This is a genomic window from Pseudomonas sp. NPDC088368, assembly GCF_044753445.1.
GTDB lineage: Bacteria > Pseudomonadota > Gammaproteobacteria > Pseudomonadales > Pseudomonadaceae > Aquipseudomonas > Aquipseudomonas bambusae.
In genome coordinates this window covers 571,839-590,393 of the sequence record NZ_JBIVNG010000001.1, presented here as the reverse complement: position 1 = coordinate 590,393, position 18,555 = coordinate 571,839, and the positions used below count along the sequence as shown (strand labels likewise).

Annotated in this window: 10 protein-coding genes; 4 read left to right on the top strand and 6 right to left on the bottom strand. The window is 62.6% G+C overall.

The window, feature by feature from the left end; genetic code table 11:
* Positions 1–209: 209 nt before the first annotated feature.
* The 5 genes from ACIQAL_RS02490 to recQ form a co-directional block, all read right to left on the bottom strand.
* Positions 210–1,109, bottom strand: a complete 900-nt coding sequence (locus ACIQAL_RS02490; protein WP_401142004.1) for a bestrophin family protein — start codon at positions 1,107–1,109, stop codon at positions 210–212.
* 3 nt (positions 1,110–1,112) lie between these two features.
* The gene (locus ACIQAL_RS02485; protein ID WP_401142002.1) at positions 1,113–1,412 is read right to left on the bottom strand and encodes a SelT/SelW/SelH family protein; all 300 of its coding nucleotides are present in this window, start codon (positions 1,410–1,412) and stop codon (positions 1,113–1,115) included.
* A 3-nt stretch (positions 1,413–1,415) separates the two neighbouring features.
* Positions 1,416–3,740 (bottom strand): FimV/HubP family polar landmark protein, encoded by a 2,325-nt coding sequence (locus ACIQAL_RS02480; protein WP_401141999.1) that lies wholly within the window; start codon positions 3,738–3,740, stop codon positions 1,416–1,418.
* A gap of 137 nt (positions 3,741–3,877) precedes the next feature.
* A complete protein-coding gene (locus tag ACIQAL_RS02475) occupies positions 3,878–4,315 on the bottom strand; it encodes a MarR family transcriptional regulator (protein WP_166593337.1) in 438 nt (145 codons plus the stop codon).
* Positions 4,316–4,605: 290 nt separating this feature from the next.
* The gene (gene recQ, locus ACIQAL_RS02470) at positions 4,606–6,732 is read right to left on the bottom strand and encodes a DNA helicase RecQ (protein WP_341959454.1); all 2,127 of its coding nucleotides are present in this window, start codon (positions 6,730–6,732) and stop codon (positions 4,606–4,608) included.
* A 353-nt stretch (positions 6,733–7,085) separates the two neighbouring features.
* Between recQ and ACIQAL_RS02465 the strand changes: the two genes are divergently transcribed.
* Together ACIQAL_RS02465 and ACIQAL_RS02460 are read left to right on the top strand one after the other, a co-directional pair.
* Positions 7,086–7,673 carry a YecA family protein gene (locus tag ACIQAL_RS02465; RefSeq protein ID WP_166593339.1) on the top strand — a complete coding sequence of 196 codons (588 nt, stop codon included), beginning with the start codon at positions 7,086–7,088 and terminating at the stop codon, positions 7,671–7,673.
* A gap of 10 nt (positions 7,674–7,683) precedes the next feature.
* On the top strand, positions 7,684–8,097 hold the full coding sequence (locus ACIQAL_RS02460; protein ID WP_401141994.1) for a YbaN family protein: 414 nt from the start codon (positions 7,684–7,686) through the stop codon (positions 8,095–8,097).
* A gap of 614 nt (positions 8,098–8,711) precedes the next feature.
* On the opposite strand, the gene ACIQAL_RS02455 is transcribed toward ACIQAL_RS02460, so the two are convergent.
* Positions 8,712–14,552, bottom strand: a complete 5,841-nt coding sequence (locus ACIQAL_RS02455) for a retention module-containing protein (protein ID WP_401141991.1) — start codon at positions 14,550–14,552, stop codon at positions 8,712–8,714.
* A 421-nt stretch (positions 14,553–14,973) separates the two neighbouring features.
* Here ACIQAL_RS02455 and ACIQAL_RS02450 point away from each other — a divergent pair, with 421 nt between their 5' ends.
* On the top strand, positions 14,974–16,329 hold the full coding sequence (locus tag ACIQAL_RS02450; protein ID WP_401141988.1) for a TolC family outer membrane protein: 1,356 nt from the start codon (positions 14,974–14,976) through the stop codon (positions 16,327–16,329).
* A 53-nt stretch (positions 16,330–16,382) separates the two neighbouring features.
* Positions 16,383–18,548: a type I secretion system permease/ATPase gene (locus ACIQAL_RS02445; RefSeq protein WP_401142393.1), complete on the top strand. Its 2,166-nt coding sequence runs from the start codon at positions 16,383–16,385 to the stop codon at positions 18,546–18,548.
* Positions 18,549–18,555: the final 7 nt, after the last annotated feature.

Sequence of the window (18,555 nt, the reverse complement as noted above, 5' to 3'; positions counted from 1 at the left end):
GGTGAAATGAACATGACGGGCAGATTGAAATTTGATGACAGCGACTGCGGTGCCGCCCTCCGGGCACGCCGCAAGACACCTGTAGGAGCGAATTCATTCGCGAATCGGTTTTCCAAACGACGCATCTCCATCGGATGTAACGGCCTCTCGCGAATGAATTCGCTCCCACAGAGACCCCATCCGACCACGGTCAGGGCGCGGCCGACGTGTCACGTCAACACGAAATCCACCGGCGCCAGCATCGGCGGCAGGGGCGTCACGCCCAAAGCATCGAGGACATCGCGCTCGACGACCCGCACCAGCGCGTCCAGCGGCAGGTCGTTTTCGTCGTAGCCGAACGGGTCTTCCAGTTCGTTGCCGATGGCGTCCAGACCGAAGAAGGTGTAGCTGACGATGGCCATGAACAGCGGGGTCATCCAGCCCAGCGGCTCGGCCATGGCGAAGGGCAGCAGAATGCAGAACAGGTAAATCGTACGGTGCAGCAGCAAGGTGTACGGAAACGGCAGCGGCGTGGTCTTGATGCGGTCGCAGGTGGCGATGACGCGACTGAGCACGCTCAGGTGATTGGCCAGCAAGGTGTAGCGCCACTCGTTGATCTCACCGTTTTCACTGGCGTGCGAGCATTGCCGGCCGATCTCGCGCAGGATGCGGTCGCAATAATTAGCGCTGTCCACCGACGGCGGGTGGCTCAGCCAGTGCTGCGTGACCTTCTCGACATCCTGACGGCGCAACGTCGCACAGAGGGCGTGGGCAAAGCCGCACAGGTCTCGCAGGATGCTGCCCCGTAGCGCTTCGTCCTTGAGCACTTGGGTTTCCCGAATGATGGAGCGGGTTTCGGTGATCACGTCCCCCCAGGCCTTGCGCGCTTCGTACCAGCGGTCGTAACAGGCGTTGTTGCGAAAGCTCATGAAGATCGACAGCGACAGGCCGAGCAAGGTGAACGGCGTGGCGCTGACTTTCGCAAAATAGTCCGGGTGCAGGCTCTCGATCAGCACGATGCCGGCCGCCAGAAACGTCACCAGCGCCGCTCGGGAGGCAATGCGCCGGGCGATCGAACCTTTGAGCGTCAGAAGAACGCTCCGCAGATTGGGATGCGGTCGAACAATCATGGATCAATCCGGGGGTGGCGTGGCACTGCGGTCATTGTGTCCAAGGTCGCGATCCGGGTCGATCCGGTCGCGAACACGCTGCTTCAGTACCTTGGCTTCGGGAAAACCGCCGTCAGTCTTGCGCTCCCAAATCTGCACATCATCGCAAGTGATGCGAAACACTCCGCCCGTTCCCGGCACCAGCGAGACCTTGCCCAGATCGTCGCCGTAGGTGCTGAGCAGCTCCTGCGCCAGCCACGCCGCACGCAACAGCCATTGGCATTGCGTGCAGTAGGTGATGGTGATTTCAGCCTTGTCGCCCATGAATCAGCCCAGCCCCGCCAACAAATCGCGGGCTGTCTGTTGCGGACCGTCATCGGACTCGGCGATGACCTCTTCGAGCAGGCGCCGCGCTTCGTCGATGCTGCCCTCGTCGATCAACACCTGAGCTTCGTTGATCTTGCTCAGCGGCGCTTCTTCCTCGATGTCCATCAGATCGAACTCGGTGTCGTCGGTCATGAAACTGTCGAGAAAGGCGTCGTCCATCAAATCGCTGTTGCTCTGCGCCACCGATTCGGGCTCGGATTCGGTCTCGAAGTGCAGCTCCATGTCTGGCGACCCATCCTCTTCGGCAAAGTCGCTGAGGAACTGCTCCTCCGGCATTTCGAAGACCTCCGGCAGTTGTTTGAGGTCCGAGGCGAACAAGGGGTCCAACTCGGGCTCGGCATCCGGCGCAGGCTTGCGCGGGGCCGGGGCGCTGTCGAAGGGATCGACCAGGTCCCAATCGGCGTCCATGGACAAGTCGTCCAGGTTGAGCTGGAAGTCGTCGACCGGTTCGGGGTTGAGCGCTGCAGCCGCATTTTCGTCCAACTGCGCGGGCGCTTTTTCAAGATTGACTGCGGCAGCGGCAGCCGCTGCGACCACCGCCGCCCCCGCCACGGCCGGTACGACCGATGAGGTTTTCTCGACCGAGACAGGCGCCAGGGCCGGTTTGAGTTTCGGATAACGGGCGCGAATTTCCTGCAACTTCTGAGGCTCGATGCCCTGGTTCAACAAGATCTTTTCTTCTTCGTCGAACCCGGCCAGGTCACCTTGCTCGCCAAGCAACTCCAGGATGCGCAGGCGCACGTCGGTGCGTTGCGGCTGCCGATCAAGGGCTTCGCGGAGAATGGCCTGAGCCTCGGCAAAACGGCCATAGGCGATGTAAATGCTGGCGCCGTCGAGGGCATCCGTCGCCGCACCGGCCAGCCGCTGGCCGCCCGACGCAGCCGTGGTGGTAGCCGTTGTGGCCGCTGGACGTGGCGTGACCGCAGGCACTTCAAACACCGGGGTGACCGTTCCCTGTGCAGGTTTGATGATCGGTTCGACAGGCTCAGGCCCTGCTCCCGGCTGAGCCCCTGACTCGACCAGCCGATTCTTGAGCCGATTGCGGCGCACCGACCACCCCAGCGCCAACAACAGCACCAGCAGCAACAGGCCAGCCAGAATCGTCGTCCACGGCAGTTCATCGTCCTCGACCACCGGCGCGGGAGCGGGCGCCGGGGCTGGAGCGGGTGTCGCCGCCGGTTCGGTTTTCTGCACCGGAGTAGTGGCAACGGGCGCAGGCGGTGGCACGGGTCGGGCCGCCAGTGCCTTCATTTCGGCCAGTTGGGTCTGCAATTCAATGATCTGTTTGTTTTTCGCCGCGTCGTCTTCGGAAACCTGCGTGACCTGGGTTTTCAGGTCCTCGACCGTCTTGGCCAGTTGCTGGTTTTCCATGGCGGTGGCGGTCAACTGCTCGCCTGCGCTCTGCTTCACGGCGGGTGCGTTTGGCGCGGACACCGAAACGGAGGTTGGCGCGTTCGCCGCCGGAGCTGCGGCAGTCGCTGCACCCGCTGGCGCAGCTACCTTGGGTTCGGCGGCGTTGTCGGGCAGCAGCAGGCTCTGGCCGACTTTCAACTGGCTGCGGGTGCCTTGAGGGAACGCTTGGGGATTGAGCGCTTGAAGGGCAACGATCAGCTCGGCACTGGACGTCTTGCTGCCCGGCGCCTGAATCTGCCGGGCGATACCGGCCAGGGTGTCACCGGACACAACGGTGTAATGCTTACCCTGCACCGCTTTCGGCGGGGCAACGGGCAGGCGCGACGCATCCGTTTTAGCGGCCGTCGCAGGCGAGTTGGTACGGCTGCGCGTGGCAGCCAGGCCAGCGGGAGAGTTCGGAGGGTCCAGCAGCACGGTGTATTCGTGGAACTGATCGCCGTTGGGGCGCGACAGGCGCACGACGAAATCCAGATAGGGCTCGGTGACAGCCTTGCGTGACTCCACATGGACGATGGCACGGTTGCCTCGGATCACCGGGGTGAAATGCAGGTCATTGAGGAAGAACACCCGCTCCACGCCCGCCTTGGCGAACGCTTCGGTCGAGGCCAGGGTGACCACGATTTCTTCAGGGCTCAGGCCACCCGCCTCAATCAGCTCAATGTCCGCGTTGAAGGGCTGACCCTGCGCGGAATGCAGCGTGATATCGCCCAGGCCCAATGCAGCGGCCGTGGCGCTGTGCAGCATGGACGCTGAGGCGATCGCCAGCGTCAGCAACCCCGTGCGAAGACCCGACTGAACGCGAAATGATCCGTAACTCCCGCGCCGACTACCGGCCTGAAAACTCTTCAGCATGCGAACCCTTATGAGGCAGGCTTCCCTGCAAATTTCGTTGTGCGGACACCATGTCCGGGCAGAATCAGTATGGGTGCAAATAGAACAGGATGTTTCGACAGGTTCAATGTATTTGTCGCTGGCGCAGGGCCATATCGTCAGGATTTTTCCAGATTGGCCAGAATTGTCGAGTGCACACGCATGCAGACCCGTAAATCCTCTTCGTCGATGCCCTCAAACAGCTCATGGCGCAGTGCAGTGGCGATGGTCTCGATTTTTTCGATCAACGGCCGGGCGGTGTCGCTCAACAGGATTTTCTTCGCACGGCGGTCTTCGACGACGGCCTGACGCTTGACCAGGCCCTGGCTTTCCAGGCTGTCGAGCAAACGCGCCAGTGTCGGCCCTTCCACACCCACACTCTGTGCCAGCTCGCGCTGGGTAGGCGCCGCGTCCTTGAAACGCGCCAGATGCAGCAGCACCAGCCAACGGGCCTGGGATAACCCGAGATCGGCCAATCGACGGTCCAGCTCCGCACGCCAGCCACGGGACAGATTGGCCAGTTGCATGCCAAAGCGGTGTTCTTCTGTTAACGGCATAGGTAACTCGATGGTTAAAGATGATTCCTAATTAATAGGCAGCTAATCATGGAGCATGGGACGAGGCAAGAGGCCGAATGTGGCGTTTCGTCGCACAGGGCGTGTTTGGATAAGTCAGGTGCGCCACACATCATGTGGGAGACGCCGGAGGGACGGCGGCAGCGAAAGCGGTGAATCAGTTTCAATGATGCTCCCTGACACGACGCCTTCGCTGCCGTCGTAACCTCCGGCGTCTCCCACGGGTTCAGCGTCGTACCGGATGCTGCTACAGGGTGGGGGCAAAATCGGCGTCAGACTTCGAATTCCGACTGTAACGCCGCACGCACGCAATACAACACGCCTTCTGGAACCCGCCCAGTGAACAGTTCAGCGATGGCGGCCACGGGGGGTAGTTCGCCTTCGCCGTCGAGGAAGGCGTCCTGGATTTCGGTGAGCAGGTCTTCTGGCAGGTCCAGTGCCTGTTCCAGCGACAATTGCTGCTTGCCGATCGCTTCGGCCAGCATCGTGTAGACGTTTTTTTCCGAGCATTGCAGTTGGCCGGCGATCTGCATCGGCGTCATGCCCGCGCGGGCGAGGCTGATCAGCTCGTGACGCAGGTCGGTGACCACCCGTGGCGCCGGGGCCGCGCCGCCCAGCACTTCGAGGAACGCCTCGCCATAACGCTCCAGCTTGCGCGCACCCACGCCGCTGACCCGCGCCATCTCGGCCATGGTGCCGGGCTGGCTGCGGAGCATTTCCAGCAGGGTCGAGTCCGGGAAGATGACGTACGGCGGCACGCCATGTTCTTCCGCCAGCTTGCGGCGCAGCGCACGCAGGGCTTCCCACTGCTCGCGCTCTTCGCCACGCACCAACTGGCTCGCGGGGCTGCCGGACGCTTTCGCGGTAGTCTGGGGTTTGAGGTCGCGACGCAACTCCAACGTGACTTCGCCGCGCAGCAGCGGGCGGCAGGTGTCGCTCAGGCGCAGGCCGCCATAGCCTTCAAGGTCGGTGTCCGCGAGACCACGGGCCACCAGTTGACGGAACAGCGTGCGCCATTCGTTCTCACTGCGGCCCTTGCCGACGCCAAACACAGCCAGCTTCTGATGCCCGAAGCTCTGGACCTTTTCGTTGTCCTTGCCCAGCAACACATCCACCAGATGGCCGACGCCGTAACGCTGCCCCGTCCGATAGATCGCCGACAGTGCCTGACGGGCGGGTTCGGTGGCGTCCCAAGTCTGCACGTCGTCGACGCAGTTGTCGCAGTGGCCGCAGGGGTTGGGCATGTCTTCGTCGAAATAGGCCAGCAGGGCCTGACGCCGACAGCGGGTTTCTTCACACAGCGACAACATGGCATCGAGCTTGTGTTGCTCCACGCGCTTGTGGCGCTCGTCACCCTCGGAGTTCTGCAACATCTGCTTGAGCATCACCACGTCTTGCAGACCGTAGGCCATCCACGCGTCGGCGGGCAGACCGTCGCGCCCTGCCCGACCGGTTTCCTGATAGTAGGCTTCCAGCGATTTGGGCAGGTCCATGTGCGCCACGAACCGGACATTGGGCTTGTCGATGCCCATGCCGAACGCGATGGTCGCGACCATGATCAGGCCTTCTTCATTAAGGAAGCGGCGCTGATTCTCGGAGCGGGTCTCGATGGGCAGACCGGCGTGGTACGGTAACGCCGGATAGCCGTTGTCGCTCAGGAACGCGGCGGTTTCCTCGACTTTCTTGCGCGACAGGCAATAGACGATCCCGGCATCGCTGCGCCGCTCGGACAGGAACGCCAGCAGCTGTTTGCGCGGCTGTTCCTTGGGCACGATGCGGTAAAAGATGTTGGGACGGTCGAAGCTCGACAGGAAACGCTCGGCGTTCTGCAGGTGCAGGCGGGTGACGATTTCTTCGCGGGTACGCTTGTCGGCGGTGGCGGTCAGCGCGATGCGCGGCACGTCCGGGAACAGCTCGGCCAGTTGCCCCAGTTGCAGGTATTCCGGGCGGAAATCATGACCCCATTGCGACACGCAGTGGGCTTCGTCGATGGCGAACAGGGCGATCTTGAGGTTTTGCAGGAACGCCAGCATGCGCGGCTGCACCAGGCGTTCCGGGGCGAGGTAGAGCATTTTGACTTCGCCCAGCCGGATGCGGTTGGCCAGGTCCCGCTGCTGTTCCGCGCTGAGCGTGGAATTCAGCGCCGCCGCCGAGACCCCGAGCTCTTCGAGGGTCGCCACCTGATCGTCCATCAACGCAATCAGCGGCGACACCACCACCGCCAGGCCATCGCGCAACAAGCCAGGCACCTGAAAACACAGGGACTTGCCGCCACCGGTGGGCATCAACACCAATGCATCACCGCCACTGGCCACGCGCTCGATAATGGCACCCTGGCGACCACGGAAGCTGTCGTAACCGAAGATGTCTTTAAGTACGCGTTGAGCCTGGTCGAGCATAAATACCCCGGATGGTGCCACGACAGCGGGTGAAACATCGCTGTTGAAATCGCAAAGCGCGGCAGTATACCGGAGCGCCCCAAGAGATAGGACAGCGGTGACACGAGCGGTCGAAATTATCAAAAAGCCGATTCCACGCGGGCTGTGTAAAACGTCGCGAGCGAAGGCAAGACAAGGCAAAAACAGGCAGGAAAGCGGAGTCTAGGGTTTTCTAAATGAGCATTTCCTGCCTGTTTTTAACGCAGTATTGCCGAGCGCAGCAGTTTTACGCAGTCCGCGAAGGCCTCGGCGCTGGCATCTACAAGCCCCAGAGCCTAGAATTCAGCATCGTTTATTTCCAAGGTAGTCCGTCCATGTCCTTCGCTGAGCAATTACACCGCCTGCAAGCCTTCCTCGATGCCGATGAGCTGCATGACGAAGCGCTGGACTATGTAGCCGCCCACGGCTACCTGACCGCGCTCTCGATCTGTGCTGAAACCGTGCCTGACCGGGAGTGGATCGACGCGCTGTTCGCCGAGCCGCCGCACTACGCGGACAAGGCTCAGCACGAGGAAATCGAATCGACGCTGATCCTGCTCAAGGCGCACATCGCCCGTCAGCTGGCGTCGGATGAAGAATTCGAACTGCCCTGCGATCTGGACCTGGGCGATGACCCGGACGACTCCGAACTGCGTGGCTGGTGCATCGGTTTCATGGAAGGTGTCTTCCTGCGTGAATCGGCGTGGTTCGAGAACGACGAGGAAGAAGTCAGCGAGATGCTGTTGCCGATCATGGTCGGTTCGGGTCTGTTCGACGAGCAGGCCGAGTTCGCCGACATCGCGGCGGATGCCAACCTGATGGACGACATGATCGTGCAGATTCCTGAAGCGCTGACCGCGCTGTATCTGCTGTTGCATGCGCCGGACGAGAAACCGGCGATCCTCAAGCCGCGTCACCATTGAGTCCGCGCCTATGGCGCCAGGTGGTTCCGGTCATTCCCCTTCCCGCACGAGTCGGTCCCGGCTCGTGCGGATTCTGCTGCAGGGTGTCGGCTGGCTGAGTGTGGCGCTCGGCGTGATCGGGATTTTTCTTCCCGTCCTGCCGACGACCCCTTTTCTTCTCTTGGCGGCCGCCTGCTTCGCCCGCAGCTCTCCCCGTTTTTATCATTGGCTGGTCGATCATCCTCGGCTCGGTCCGTGGATTCGTGGGTATCTGGAGGGGGACGGGATTCCGCTGAAGGGCAAGGTCTACGCAATCGGTTTGATGTGGCTGAGCATCGGGTTTTCGTGCTGGCTGGTGCCGATGGTATGGGCGCGGGTCGGGATGGTGGTGTGCGCGGTAGGGGTGACGGTTTATATCGCAAGGCAGAAGACGTTAAAGCGGTAAAGGCGGCGGTACGTCCGGTACATCTCCATCGCCTGAACCTCTTCGCGAATGAATTCGCTCCCACAGGGGTGTTGCGGCGCGTTTGAATCCTGTGAACGACACAATCCCGCCTCAGCAGCACCGCTACAGACTGCACAACCCTTGAACCCTGCGCTCCCACAGGGGTGTTGCGGCGCTTTTGAATCCTGTGAACGACACAATCCCGCCTCAGCACCACCGCTACAGACTGCACAACCCTTGAACCCTGCGCGGTCTCCACTGTGGGAGCGAATTCATTCGCGAAGGCGGCGGTACGTCCGACGCATCTCCATCGCCTGAACCTCTTCGCGAATGAATTCGCTCCTACAGGGGTGTTGCGGCGCGTTTGAATCCTGTGAACGACACAATCCCGCCTCAGCAGCACCGCTACAGACTGCACAACCCTTGAACCCTGCGCGGTCTCCACTGTGGGAGCGAATTCATTCGCGAAGGCGGCGGTACGTCCGATGCATCTCCATCGCCTGCCCATCCGTTCGCGAATGACTTCGCTCCTACAGAGGTGTTGCAGCGTGGCTGAATGGTGCGGTGTTCAAGGCACACCGCAAGCCTTGCCGCCAATCCTCACATCCTGCCGATCACACCGTGTCCACTTTCAGCGAATGATCCCCCAGCATCCCGTTGATGATCGATGCCGTGTCCGCCCCGCCTGCGACAGCGCCAGCCGCCCCTGGCGTGACGCCGTAGTGTTGGGCGAGGTTCACGCCGGCGAGGTCGATGGTTTGCGTTGCCGCACCACCCGCAATGCTGCTGACGTCGATGGTCGAGACCAGCGATGACCCATTCCCGCTCACGCTGAAGTGCAGAAAATTCTCCAGCGAGTTCGCATCCCCATGCTCGCCCTGCAACAGCTGCGAGAGGTCCAGTTTGTCGATGCCGAAGTTGAAATCGGTGATCGTGTCGTGCCCGGTGTTACCGGCCTGGTAAAGGAAAGTGTCGTGCCCCGGCCCACCGGTCAGGGTGTTGTTGCCCGGACCGCCAATGAGGGTGTCGTCGCCAGCCCCGCCGTTCAGCACGTCGTTGCCCAGCCCGCCGTTCAACACGTTGTTACCCGAGTCACCGGTCAGGTGGTCGTTGTAGTTCGAGCCGATCAGATTCTGGATGTTCACCAGTGTGTCGGTGCCCGCCCCGCCTGTGTGCTGCGGCCCGGTTTCGGCGGTACTCACGGTCACGCCTGCCGTCGCCAGCGAGTAGTTGGCGGTGTTGTTGCCCGCGCCGCCGTCGAGCAAGTCGTTGCCCGGCCCGCTGAAGAGCATGTCGTTGCCGTTGTCGCCAAACAGTTCGTTGTTGCCCGGCCCCGCCACCAGCACGTCGTTGCCGTCGCCGCCGTGGAGTTCACTGTTGGCCCCCCCGATCAACACGTCATCGCCTGTCGTGCCCAGGACGGTGTGACCGTCCTGATGGCTGATGTCGATGGGCGCAGTGCTGCTGCCGCCGTGGGCATCGGTGACGGTGTAGGTGCTGTGGACATCCGGCGTGGTGTTGACCGCCGCCGTGTCGATCGACAAATGCAGCTCGTAGTTGCCTTTCAGGTCAGGGTCGCCCTGATTGACCACGATCAGGCGGTACGTCCCGTCTTCGGTCGCGGTGAAGCTGCCGCCGTCGCTGAGGCTGTGCGCCGCGCCGTCTTCGAATTTCCAGGCCATGCCCAGGACGTCGTTGGTCAGGTTGTGATCGACGGTGACGGTTTCCCCCGCTTTCAGCTGCACGCTGTACAGGTCCTGAGCGTTGGAGGGTGATGCGTTGACCGCCCCCAGATAGCCGCTGATCACCAACAGCGCCGTGGTGGCGGTATTGCTGAAGAAGTCGCTACGGCTAAGGTTTTTCAGCTGATTGACGTCGGTGTCGGAGGTGCCGCTGAAGTTAATGGTTTTCAGCGAACCGGCCTTGAAGTCCGCGCCGCGCGACGTCCAGCCCGTGGCGAAACTGCCGGGCGAAACGGTCAACGCACCGCCATTGCCAGGCTGGTCATTGGCCGCCAGCGCCGCGCCGGGAATCACGATGCTCGACCCACTGAGGTTGGTGATGACGTTGTCAGCCACGGCCACCGGTGCGTCGTAGACCGGGGTTGGTGTCACTGGCGCACTCGCTTCGACGTGCACAACAAGATTGGCACCGGCCAGATCGCCGTCGTAGTCGCTGAGCACGTAGTGAATGTTGTCCGTTGCAGACTGCGTCAGGCCCGCCGCTGGGGTGTAGCTGTAGTCGCCGGTGTTCATGTTGACCACCAGCGTACCGTGTTGGCCGGTCACGGTGAGGGTGTTGCTCATGCCCTCGAAGCTGCCGTGGTTCGGGCCGCCGCTGACGGTCACGCCGCCCTGATGGCTGTACGCCTGAGGGTTGAACGTGTAGGTCGTGCCCTCGACGCTGATGGATTTGACGAAGCCCTGATCCGCGCCAAAGGTCCCGCCTTCCAGCAGGCTGCCCTGCACGCCACCCTGCACCGTGCCGCTGAGCACGGCGTTCAACTGGCCGAGGTCGGTAACGATCACCGCGCTGGTGTTGCTGCCCGTGGCGCCGTTGTAGGCGACGGGGTTTAGGTATTGGCTGCTGATGTCAGTACCGACTCCAATCGCGAAAGCGTTGATGCCGTGGCTGTCGAGAAAGTGGGTCCACACCGCTTCTTCGCTTGGGCTGATGCCATCGCCACGAGCCGGGTTCGGCACGCGGTCCGGGTCGGAATGCTGTGGCGATACGGTCGGGTTGCCGTCCGAGAAGAAGTACGCCAGGTTCTGCGCCCCGGCGAGTGCGCCCTTCTGCACGAACGCGGTTTGCGCAGACGCCAGCGCCGCATCGTAGTTGGTGCCGTTGCCGGCAGTGATCGCGTTGACCATGTTTTTGGCCGTGGCCACGTCGACCCACTGATCGCTGGCGATATTGGCCTGGCTGTTGAAGGTCACCAGCTGCACGCGCACGTCGCCGAGGGCTTCGTAGTTGTCGAGCAGCGCGACAATGGCCTGTTTTTCCAGTCCCAGACGGGTCAGTCCGTTGACCCCTGAGGCCTCGTTCATGCTCGCCGAGTTGTCGACGATAAGCATCAGGTTGCTGTTGACCGGGTCAGTGGTGACGGTTTTTTCAAGGTTTGCGGCCTGAGGTTGGTCGTCCACGATGTTGACCACGATCTGCGCCGTCGAAGACTGGCCCAGCGAGTCGGTTACGGTGTAGTTGAAGGCTTCGTGGGTGACGTTGGCCCCATCGTTGGCGGCAGGCGTGGTACTCGGCGGCGAGGTCAGGGTGTAGGTGTAGCTGCCGTCGGTGTTCAGGTGCAGGACGCCGTATTGCCCTTGAACGGTGCCGTTCTGCGCGCCTTCAGCGGTGAAGGTCAGCGCACCGGTGCCGCCCTGCACCGAGTTGGCGACGCTGCCGCTGCCGGTTTCTGCGGTGGAGCCGGGATTGCTGCCGGTCACGATGCCCGGCGCCAGATCCTGCCCGTCTTTGTGGGTGTCGAGGGCGCTTTCCTGCACGGTGACGTCGTTGTCGTTGCAGGCCACCGGTGGGCACGGCGCGGCCACGTTGATATTGACGGTGACCGTCGTGGTGCTGGTGTCGCCGTCGGCATCGCGAATGGTGTACGTAAAGACGTCCTGCTGACCTTGCGGCCCGACGTGGGACGAGTCGCTGTGGTAGGTCGCGTTGCCCTGATTGTCGACGATCAGCGTGCCGTATGCCCCGGTGATCACGGTGTTCAGCCCGCCGATGACAGGCGTGGTGGTGTCGCCACCGGCGCGCACGCCGACGATCAGCCCGTTGGGGCCTGCGCCATCCGCACCCGCGGTATCGTTGAGCAGCAGGTTGCCGCTGGTTTCGCCCCCTGCCACGACGTTGCCGATGTCGCTGTGCGCTTGGGGTGTGTCGTCGAGGATCTTGACCACAAGGGTGCCGTCACGCACGTCGCCATTGGTGTCCACGGCGTGCACGGGGATTGGGTCGCTCAGCGAAGTGCCGTCGCCCTGGTTGTGATTTTCCGCCTCATTCAGCGTGTAGGTGTAAGTCACGTCGCCGGTGGTGGGGTCGTAATGCAGCACGGTCAGCGAGTTGCCCGAGGGCAGCGTGGTGGACTGCGGTGACGACAGCGGCACGCCGTGATCGACCACGACGATGCCGCCAATGATCAGGTTTTGCACGCCGTCCGGCGCGGTCACCTTGATCGTGCCGGTCTGGGTCAGCGCGTCGTGATCCGGGTGCGAGCCGCCTGGCAGGTTGGCTTCGTCGACGGTGCAATCGCCGCCGCCAATCATCGGGCCGTCGTTGTGGTAGACGTTGACGGTGATCGTGGTGGTGCTGGTGTCGCCGTCCGCGTCGCGAATGCTGTAGGTGAAGATGTCTTTCATGTCGCCATGCCCGCCCGAATTCGGGTTGGCCATGTAGGACGCCTGCCCGCTGGCGTCCACGGTCAGGGTGCCGTACAGCCCCTGAATCACGGTTCCGACGCCACCGGTGACCGGTGTCGACGTGTCATCGCCCGCGCGAACACCGACGATCAAGCCACCCGCCCCCGGACCATCGGCCCCGGCGTGGTCGTTAGCGAGGATGTTGCCGCTGGTCTCGCCGCCTTCTTTGACATAGCCAATGTCGGCGGTGGCTTGCGGCACGTCGTCGGTGACGTGGACGTTGATGTTGCCGTCGGCGGTGTCGCCGTCGTTGTCCACGGCATGCACGGCGATCTGTTCGTTGTTGACCGTGCCGTCGCCCTGATTGTGGGTTTCCGCGCCATTAAGGGTGTAGCTGTAGGTGACCTCGCCGGTGGCCGGGTCGTAATGCAGCACAGTGAACGTGCTGCCCGACGGCAAGGTGACGGATTGCGGCGACGTCAGCGGGTTGCCGTTCTCGACGACGTTGATACCACCGACCGTCAGGGTTTGCAGGCCGTCCGGGGCGCTGATCTTGACCGTGCCGGTCTGGGTCAGCGCGGCGGCGTTCGGGTCAGTGCCGTCCGGCAGGTTGGCTTCGTTGAGCGTGCAGTCGCTGCCGCCGATGATCACGCCATCGTTGTGGTAGACGTTGACCGTGACCGTCGTGGTGCTGGTGTCGCCGTCCGCATCGCGAATGGTGTAAGTGAAGATGTCCTTCACGTCGTCGTGGCCACCCGAATTCGGGTTGGCGACATAGGACGCCTGGCCGCTCGCATCCACGGTCAGGGTGCCGTAGAGCCCTTGAATCACGGTGCCAACGCCACCGAACACTGGGGCGGAGGTGTTATCGCCCGCGCGCACGCCGACAATCAAACCGCCCGACCCAGGGCCGTCGGCACCGGACAGGTCGTTGCCGAGGATATTGCCGCTGGTTTCGCCGCCTTCCTTGACGTAACCGATGTCCGGATTGGCCTGAGGCACGTCATCGAGCACGTGCACGTTGATGCTGCCGTTGGCGGCGTCGCCGTTGCTGTCCACCGCGTGCACGGGGATCTGCTCGTCATTGACGGTGCCCGCGCCCTGATTGTGGGTTTCGGGGCCTGTGAGCGTGTAGGTGTAGCTGGCCTCCCCGGTGCTCGGGTTGTAACCGAGGATCGTGAGGGTGTTGCCGGATGGCAGGGTGATGGTTTGCGGCGAGCTCATGGGGACGCCGTTGACCACCACGTCGACGCCGCCGATGGTCAGGGTCAGCAGGCCGTCAGGGGCACTGACCTTGATCACACCGTTCTGGGTCAACGCGCCCGAATTCGGGGCGCTGCCGTCAGCAAGGTTGGCCTCGTTCAGCGTGACCTCGCTGGCGCCCAGCGCGACGCCATAGTTCACGGGCGGCGGTGGCGGCTCGTCAGGCGGTGGCTGATCCGGCGGCGGTTGGTCAGGCGGAGGCTGGTCCGGTGGTGGCTGGTCGGGCGGCGGCTGATCCGGGGGCAGCGTCACCACAGGCGGTTCGTCCGGTGGGGTGACGATCGGCGGCAGGTTGTCGCCTGGGCTGCCATCACCAAAGCGGCCGACTTCGCCCTCAGGCACGAGAAAGGTGGTGGTAATGCCGGCCGTCGGGAAGCCCACGACCGGGTTCACCACGCCAGCGGTTTCAGTCAGCAGCACGAAGGTGTGTCCGCCGCCCAGCGCGGAAGGTGAACCGCCAGGGTTGGCGGTGCCTGCGGCGGGCGCGTCTGTCACTTGGCTCGGGTCGGCACCGGCTGCGATTAGCTGTTGCAGCTGCTGCACATCGGCCAGTTGCGACTGGCTCGGGGCCGTGGCGTCGGGGGTGTCCACATGGGTGGCGTGATTGGCGAGGATTTCCTGCGTCAGCGGCATGCTGCTGTCCCGTCCGAGGGTCAGTTCGCCCCCCTTGGCCAAGTGCACCGCCACGGCACCGGTAGCGCCGGTTTCCAGCAATTCACCGGCGTACACCTTGTCGCCTTCGATCACCAATCGCTTGGTGCCGTTGCTGGCCACCGCAAAAACATCCCCCACGACTGCCCGAACCGTACCGATCAACCTGGCCATATCCACTCCCTTGCTGCGTAAACCGGATCAAAAAATGTTACGAACCCAACAAAGAATGTTCGATCGGCGCACAGAAATGGCTTGGAGCTACTATTCACCGACAATTTTATGTCGCTGAATCTTTTCAAGTTTTTTGCTCGAAAAACCACTTGATCGAACGCCGTCAAATTTCCGTTGAAACTCCCTTCGCAACCGTAAGACGTCTGTAAAACGTTGAATACAGGCAATTCCTAAAATTCACCTTCGCCTGAATTCGTAAAATGACATAAGTTTTTTTTGGAATAAGGGATATGAAAAAAACGTCTGAGCTTTTCCGAAAGTTGTTCTTAGCTGTGATGTTACAAACCTGATACGGTTTTAACAGCACGAATCGCCGGTTTTTTGGCGTACGCAGCACGACAATTATCCAGGGAGAGTTTCCATGCGCGATTTGACCCCGCTCTACAGTGCAGTTGTGTTGGCGGTGGCCTGCGCCCAAGCGCAAGCCATGTCGCTGAACCAAGCGATTCAGAACACCATCGACAATCACCCGGAAATTCACGCCAACGTGAACAACCGACTGTCTGCCGACGAAGACGTGAAGATCGCCAAGGGCGGCTACCTTCCGACGGTGGACCTGGTGGCAGCCTACGGCCGCGAACACACCGACAGCCCCACCACCCGTTTCGTGGGCAACCACAATGAAGAAACCCTGAACTACACCCAATCCGAGCTGCGTCTGCGGCAGATGCTGTTCGACGGGTTCAATACCAAGAACGAAGTCGGACGCACCCAGGCGGTGGTCAATTCCCGCGCGTACTACCTGCGCGGCACCTCGGAAAGCCTCGCGTTGCGGGCCATCGAGGTGTACCTGGAAGTGCTCAAGCGTCGTGAGCTGCTGGACCTGGCGAAGAACAACCTGCAAGCGCATTTGCGCATCAACGACCAGATCGGCCTGCGCGCCAATCGCGGCATCGGCAGCAACGCTGACAGCGACCAGTCCAAGGCCCGCCGCGCCCTGGCCGAGAACAACTACTACACCGCACAGGTCGATCTCTCCGACGCCGAAGCCAACTTCTTCAGTGCCGTAGGCAAGACGCCCGACGAGCTGGAAGCCCCCGCTTCGATCAAGGGTGAAGTGCCGAAAAGCCTGACCGACGCCAAGCAAAGCATGCTGGTGAACAACCCCTATCTGAAGTCGGCCCAGGCCGACGTCAACGCCGCCGAGAAGCAGTACGAAGTCGCCAAGTCGCCGTTCTACCCGCGTTTCGACGGTGAGCTGGCAGTCGGGGCGAACAACAACATCGCCGGTGAAGAGGGCCACGACAACGAATGGCGCGCCGCCGTGGTGATGAATTACAACCTGTTCAATGGCAACCGCGACAAGGCCCGCCTCAACTCGGACGCCTATAAGACCGGCCAGGCGATGGACATCCGCAACAACGCGTTGCGCATGCTCAACGAAAACCTGTCGCTGGCCTGGAACGCCATGAATAACGCCCGCGTACAGACCCCGATCGCCCGTGAATACGCGGAAACCACCACTAAGGTGCGCGCCGCGTATCAGGACCAGTTCGGCCTCGGTCAGCGCACCCTGCTCGACCTGCTCGACAGTGAAAACGAGCTGTACAACGCCGCCCGTCGCTACACCGAGCTGCGCTACACCGAGGAATATTCGATGTACCGCGTACTGGCCACCGAAGGCGAACTGTTGAGCAAGGCGCGAGTCGTGATGCCCGCCGCAGCGGTCGCCCTGACGGAAGTCAAGAGCGAAGCCCGGCTGCCCGACCTGAAGTAGTGAAGTAGCGATGTAGTCAAGCGCGCAAGCGCTGGGAGAAGTCTGTGACCCGCATGGAATTGCCTGATTTAGAACCGGCTCAGCCGTTCGACCCCCGTTCGAACTTCGACGACCCGCTGCTGGATGGCCTGCTCATCCTCTGTCGGCTCCACGATTGCAACGCCAGCCGCAGCAGCCTCAGCGCTGGCCTGCCCCTGGCGCAGCAATCCCTGAGCGTCGATCTTCTCCCCCGCGCCGCTGCCCGCGCCGGTTTGCAAGCGCGCATTCTGCGCCGCGACCTCAACGCCATCGACGGCCTCAACCTTCCGGTTCTGCTGCTGCTCAAGGGCAACCGCTGCGCGATTCTCCGACGCTGGGAAGACGACGGACGCGCGCTGATTCTTCCAAGCGAAGCCGACGGCGGCGAGCAACGGGTCACCCGCGAAGAGCTGCAAACGCTCTACACCGGCCAAGCCCTGTTCGCCCGCCCTCGTCATGAGCTGGAAAACCTGCGCGCGCCGCTGGTGCCGAGGGTCAACGCCTGGTTTCGCGACACGATAAAGCTGTCTCGCGGGCTGTACGGCGATGCGATTCTGGCGAGCCTGTTGATCAACTTGCTCGGTCTGATGGTGCCGCTGTTCGTTATGCAGACCTACGACCGCGTCGTGCCCAATCAGGCGACCTCGACCTTGTGGGTCTTGGCCATCGGGCTGTTGATCGGCACCGGCTTCGAACTGACCTTGCGGCTGGTGCGTGCGCACCTGCTGGATCAGGCCGGGAAGAAGACCGACGTGATCCTCTCCGCGACCCTGTTCGAGCGCATCACCGGCATGGCGATGAAAGCCCGTCCGGCCAGCGTCGGCGGCTTTGCCCAGAGCATTCACGACTTTCAGGGCCTGCGGGAATTCCTCACCGCCGTCACCCTGACCAGCATTATCGACTTGCCTTTCGCCGTGTTGATGCTGGCGGTGATCGGCCTGCTCGGCGGCTGGCTGGTGGTGATTCCGTTGGTTGCATTTCCGGTCACCATTCTGTTCGCGTGGATCATCCAGATCCGCCTGCGCGACACTGTCGAACGCAGCCTGGCGCTCGGCGCAGAACGGCAAGCGTTGTTGGTGGAAACCCTCGGCGGCCTGGAAACCCTCAAGGCCTGCGGCGCCGAAAGCGAACGCCAGCACAAATGGGAATCGACCCACGGCGCCCTCACCCGCCTCGACAGCCACGCCCGCGACCTCTCGGCGCTGGCCAGCAACGGCACGCTTTTCATCCAACAGTTTTCGGGCATGGCGACCATCGTGGCGGGGGTCTACATCATCATCGCTGGCAACCTCAGCGTCGGTGCGCTGGTGGCCAGCTACATGCTCGGCAGCCGCGTGCTCGCACCGCTCGGGCAGATCGCCGGGCTGATCACGCGCTACCAACAGGCGCAGCTCACGATGAAAAGCACCGACGCGCTGATGGCACTGCCTCAGGAACGCGAGCAAGGCAAAAACCCGCTGCAACACACCCTGCTCAAGGGCGACATTCAGGTGGTCAACGCCAGCTTTGCCTACGGCGGTCCGGGCACGGCCGCGGCGTTGCACGACGTCAGCATCAGCATCAAGCCCGGCGAGCGCATCGGCATCATCGGTCGCAGCGGGTCAGGCAAAAGCACGCTGGCCCGGTTGATGATGGGTTTCTACGCCCCGGACGCGGGCCAGTTGCTGCTGGACGGCCTGGACTTGCGACAGGTGGACGTGGCGGATTTGCGCCAGCAAGTGGGTTACGTCGCCCACGACCTGCCGCTGCTGGCCGGAAGCCTGCGGGACAATCTGACCCTCGGCGCCCGCTACGTCACCGATGCGCGGATGCTCGAAGTGGCGGAGCTGACGGGCGTGACCGAACTGGCGCGCAATCATCCGATGGGCTTCGACCGGCCGGTCGGTGAGCGTGGGCAATTGCTGTCCGGCGGGCAGCGGCAGGCGGTGCTGATGGCGCGGGCCCTGTTGCTTGACCCACCGATCATGCTGCTCGACGAACCCACCAGCCACATGGACAACGCCAGCGAAGACGTCCTGCGGCAGAAGCTGTTCGACCGGATGCAGGGCAAGACGCTGCTGCTGGTCACCCACCGCATGTCGATGCTCAGTCTGGTGGATCGGCTGGTGGTGCTGGACAACGGCAAAGTCGTGGCCGACGGCCCCAAGGCGCTGGTCGTCGAAGCACTGCGCAAGGGCCACGTCGGCCCGTCTTCGGTTTAAGGAGCGT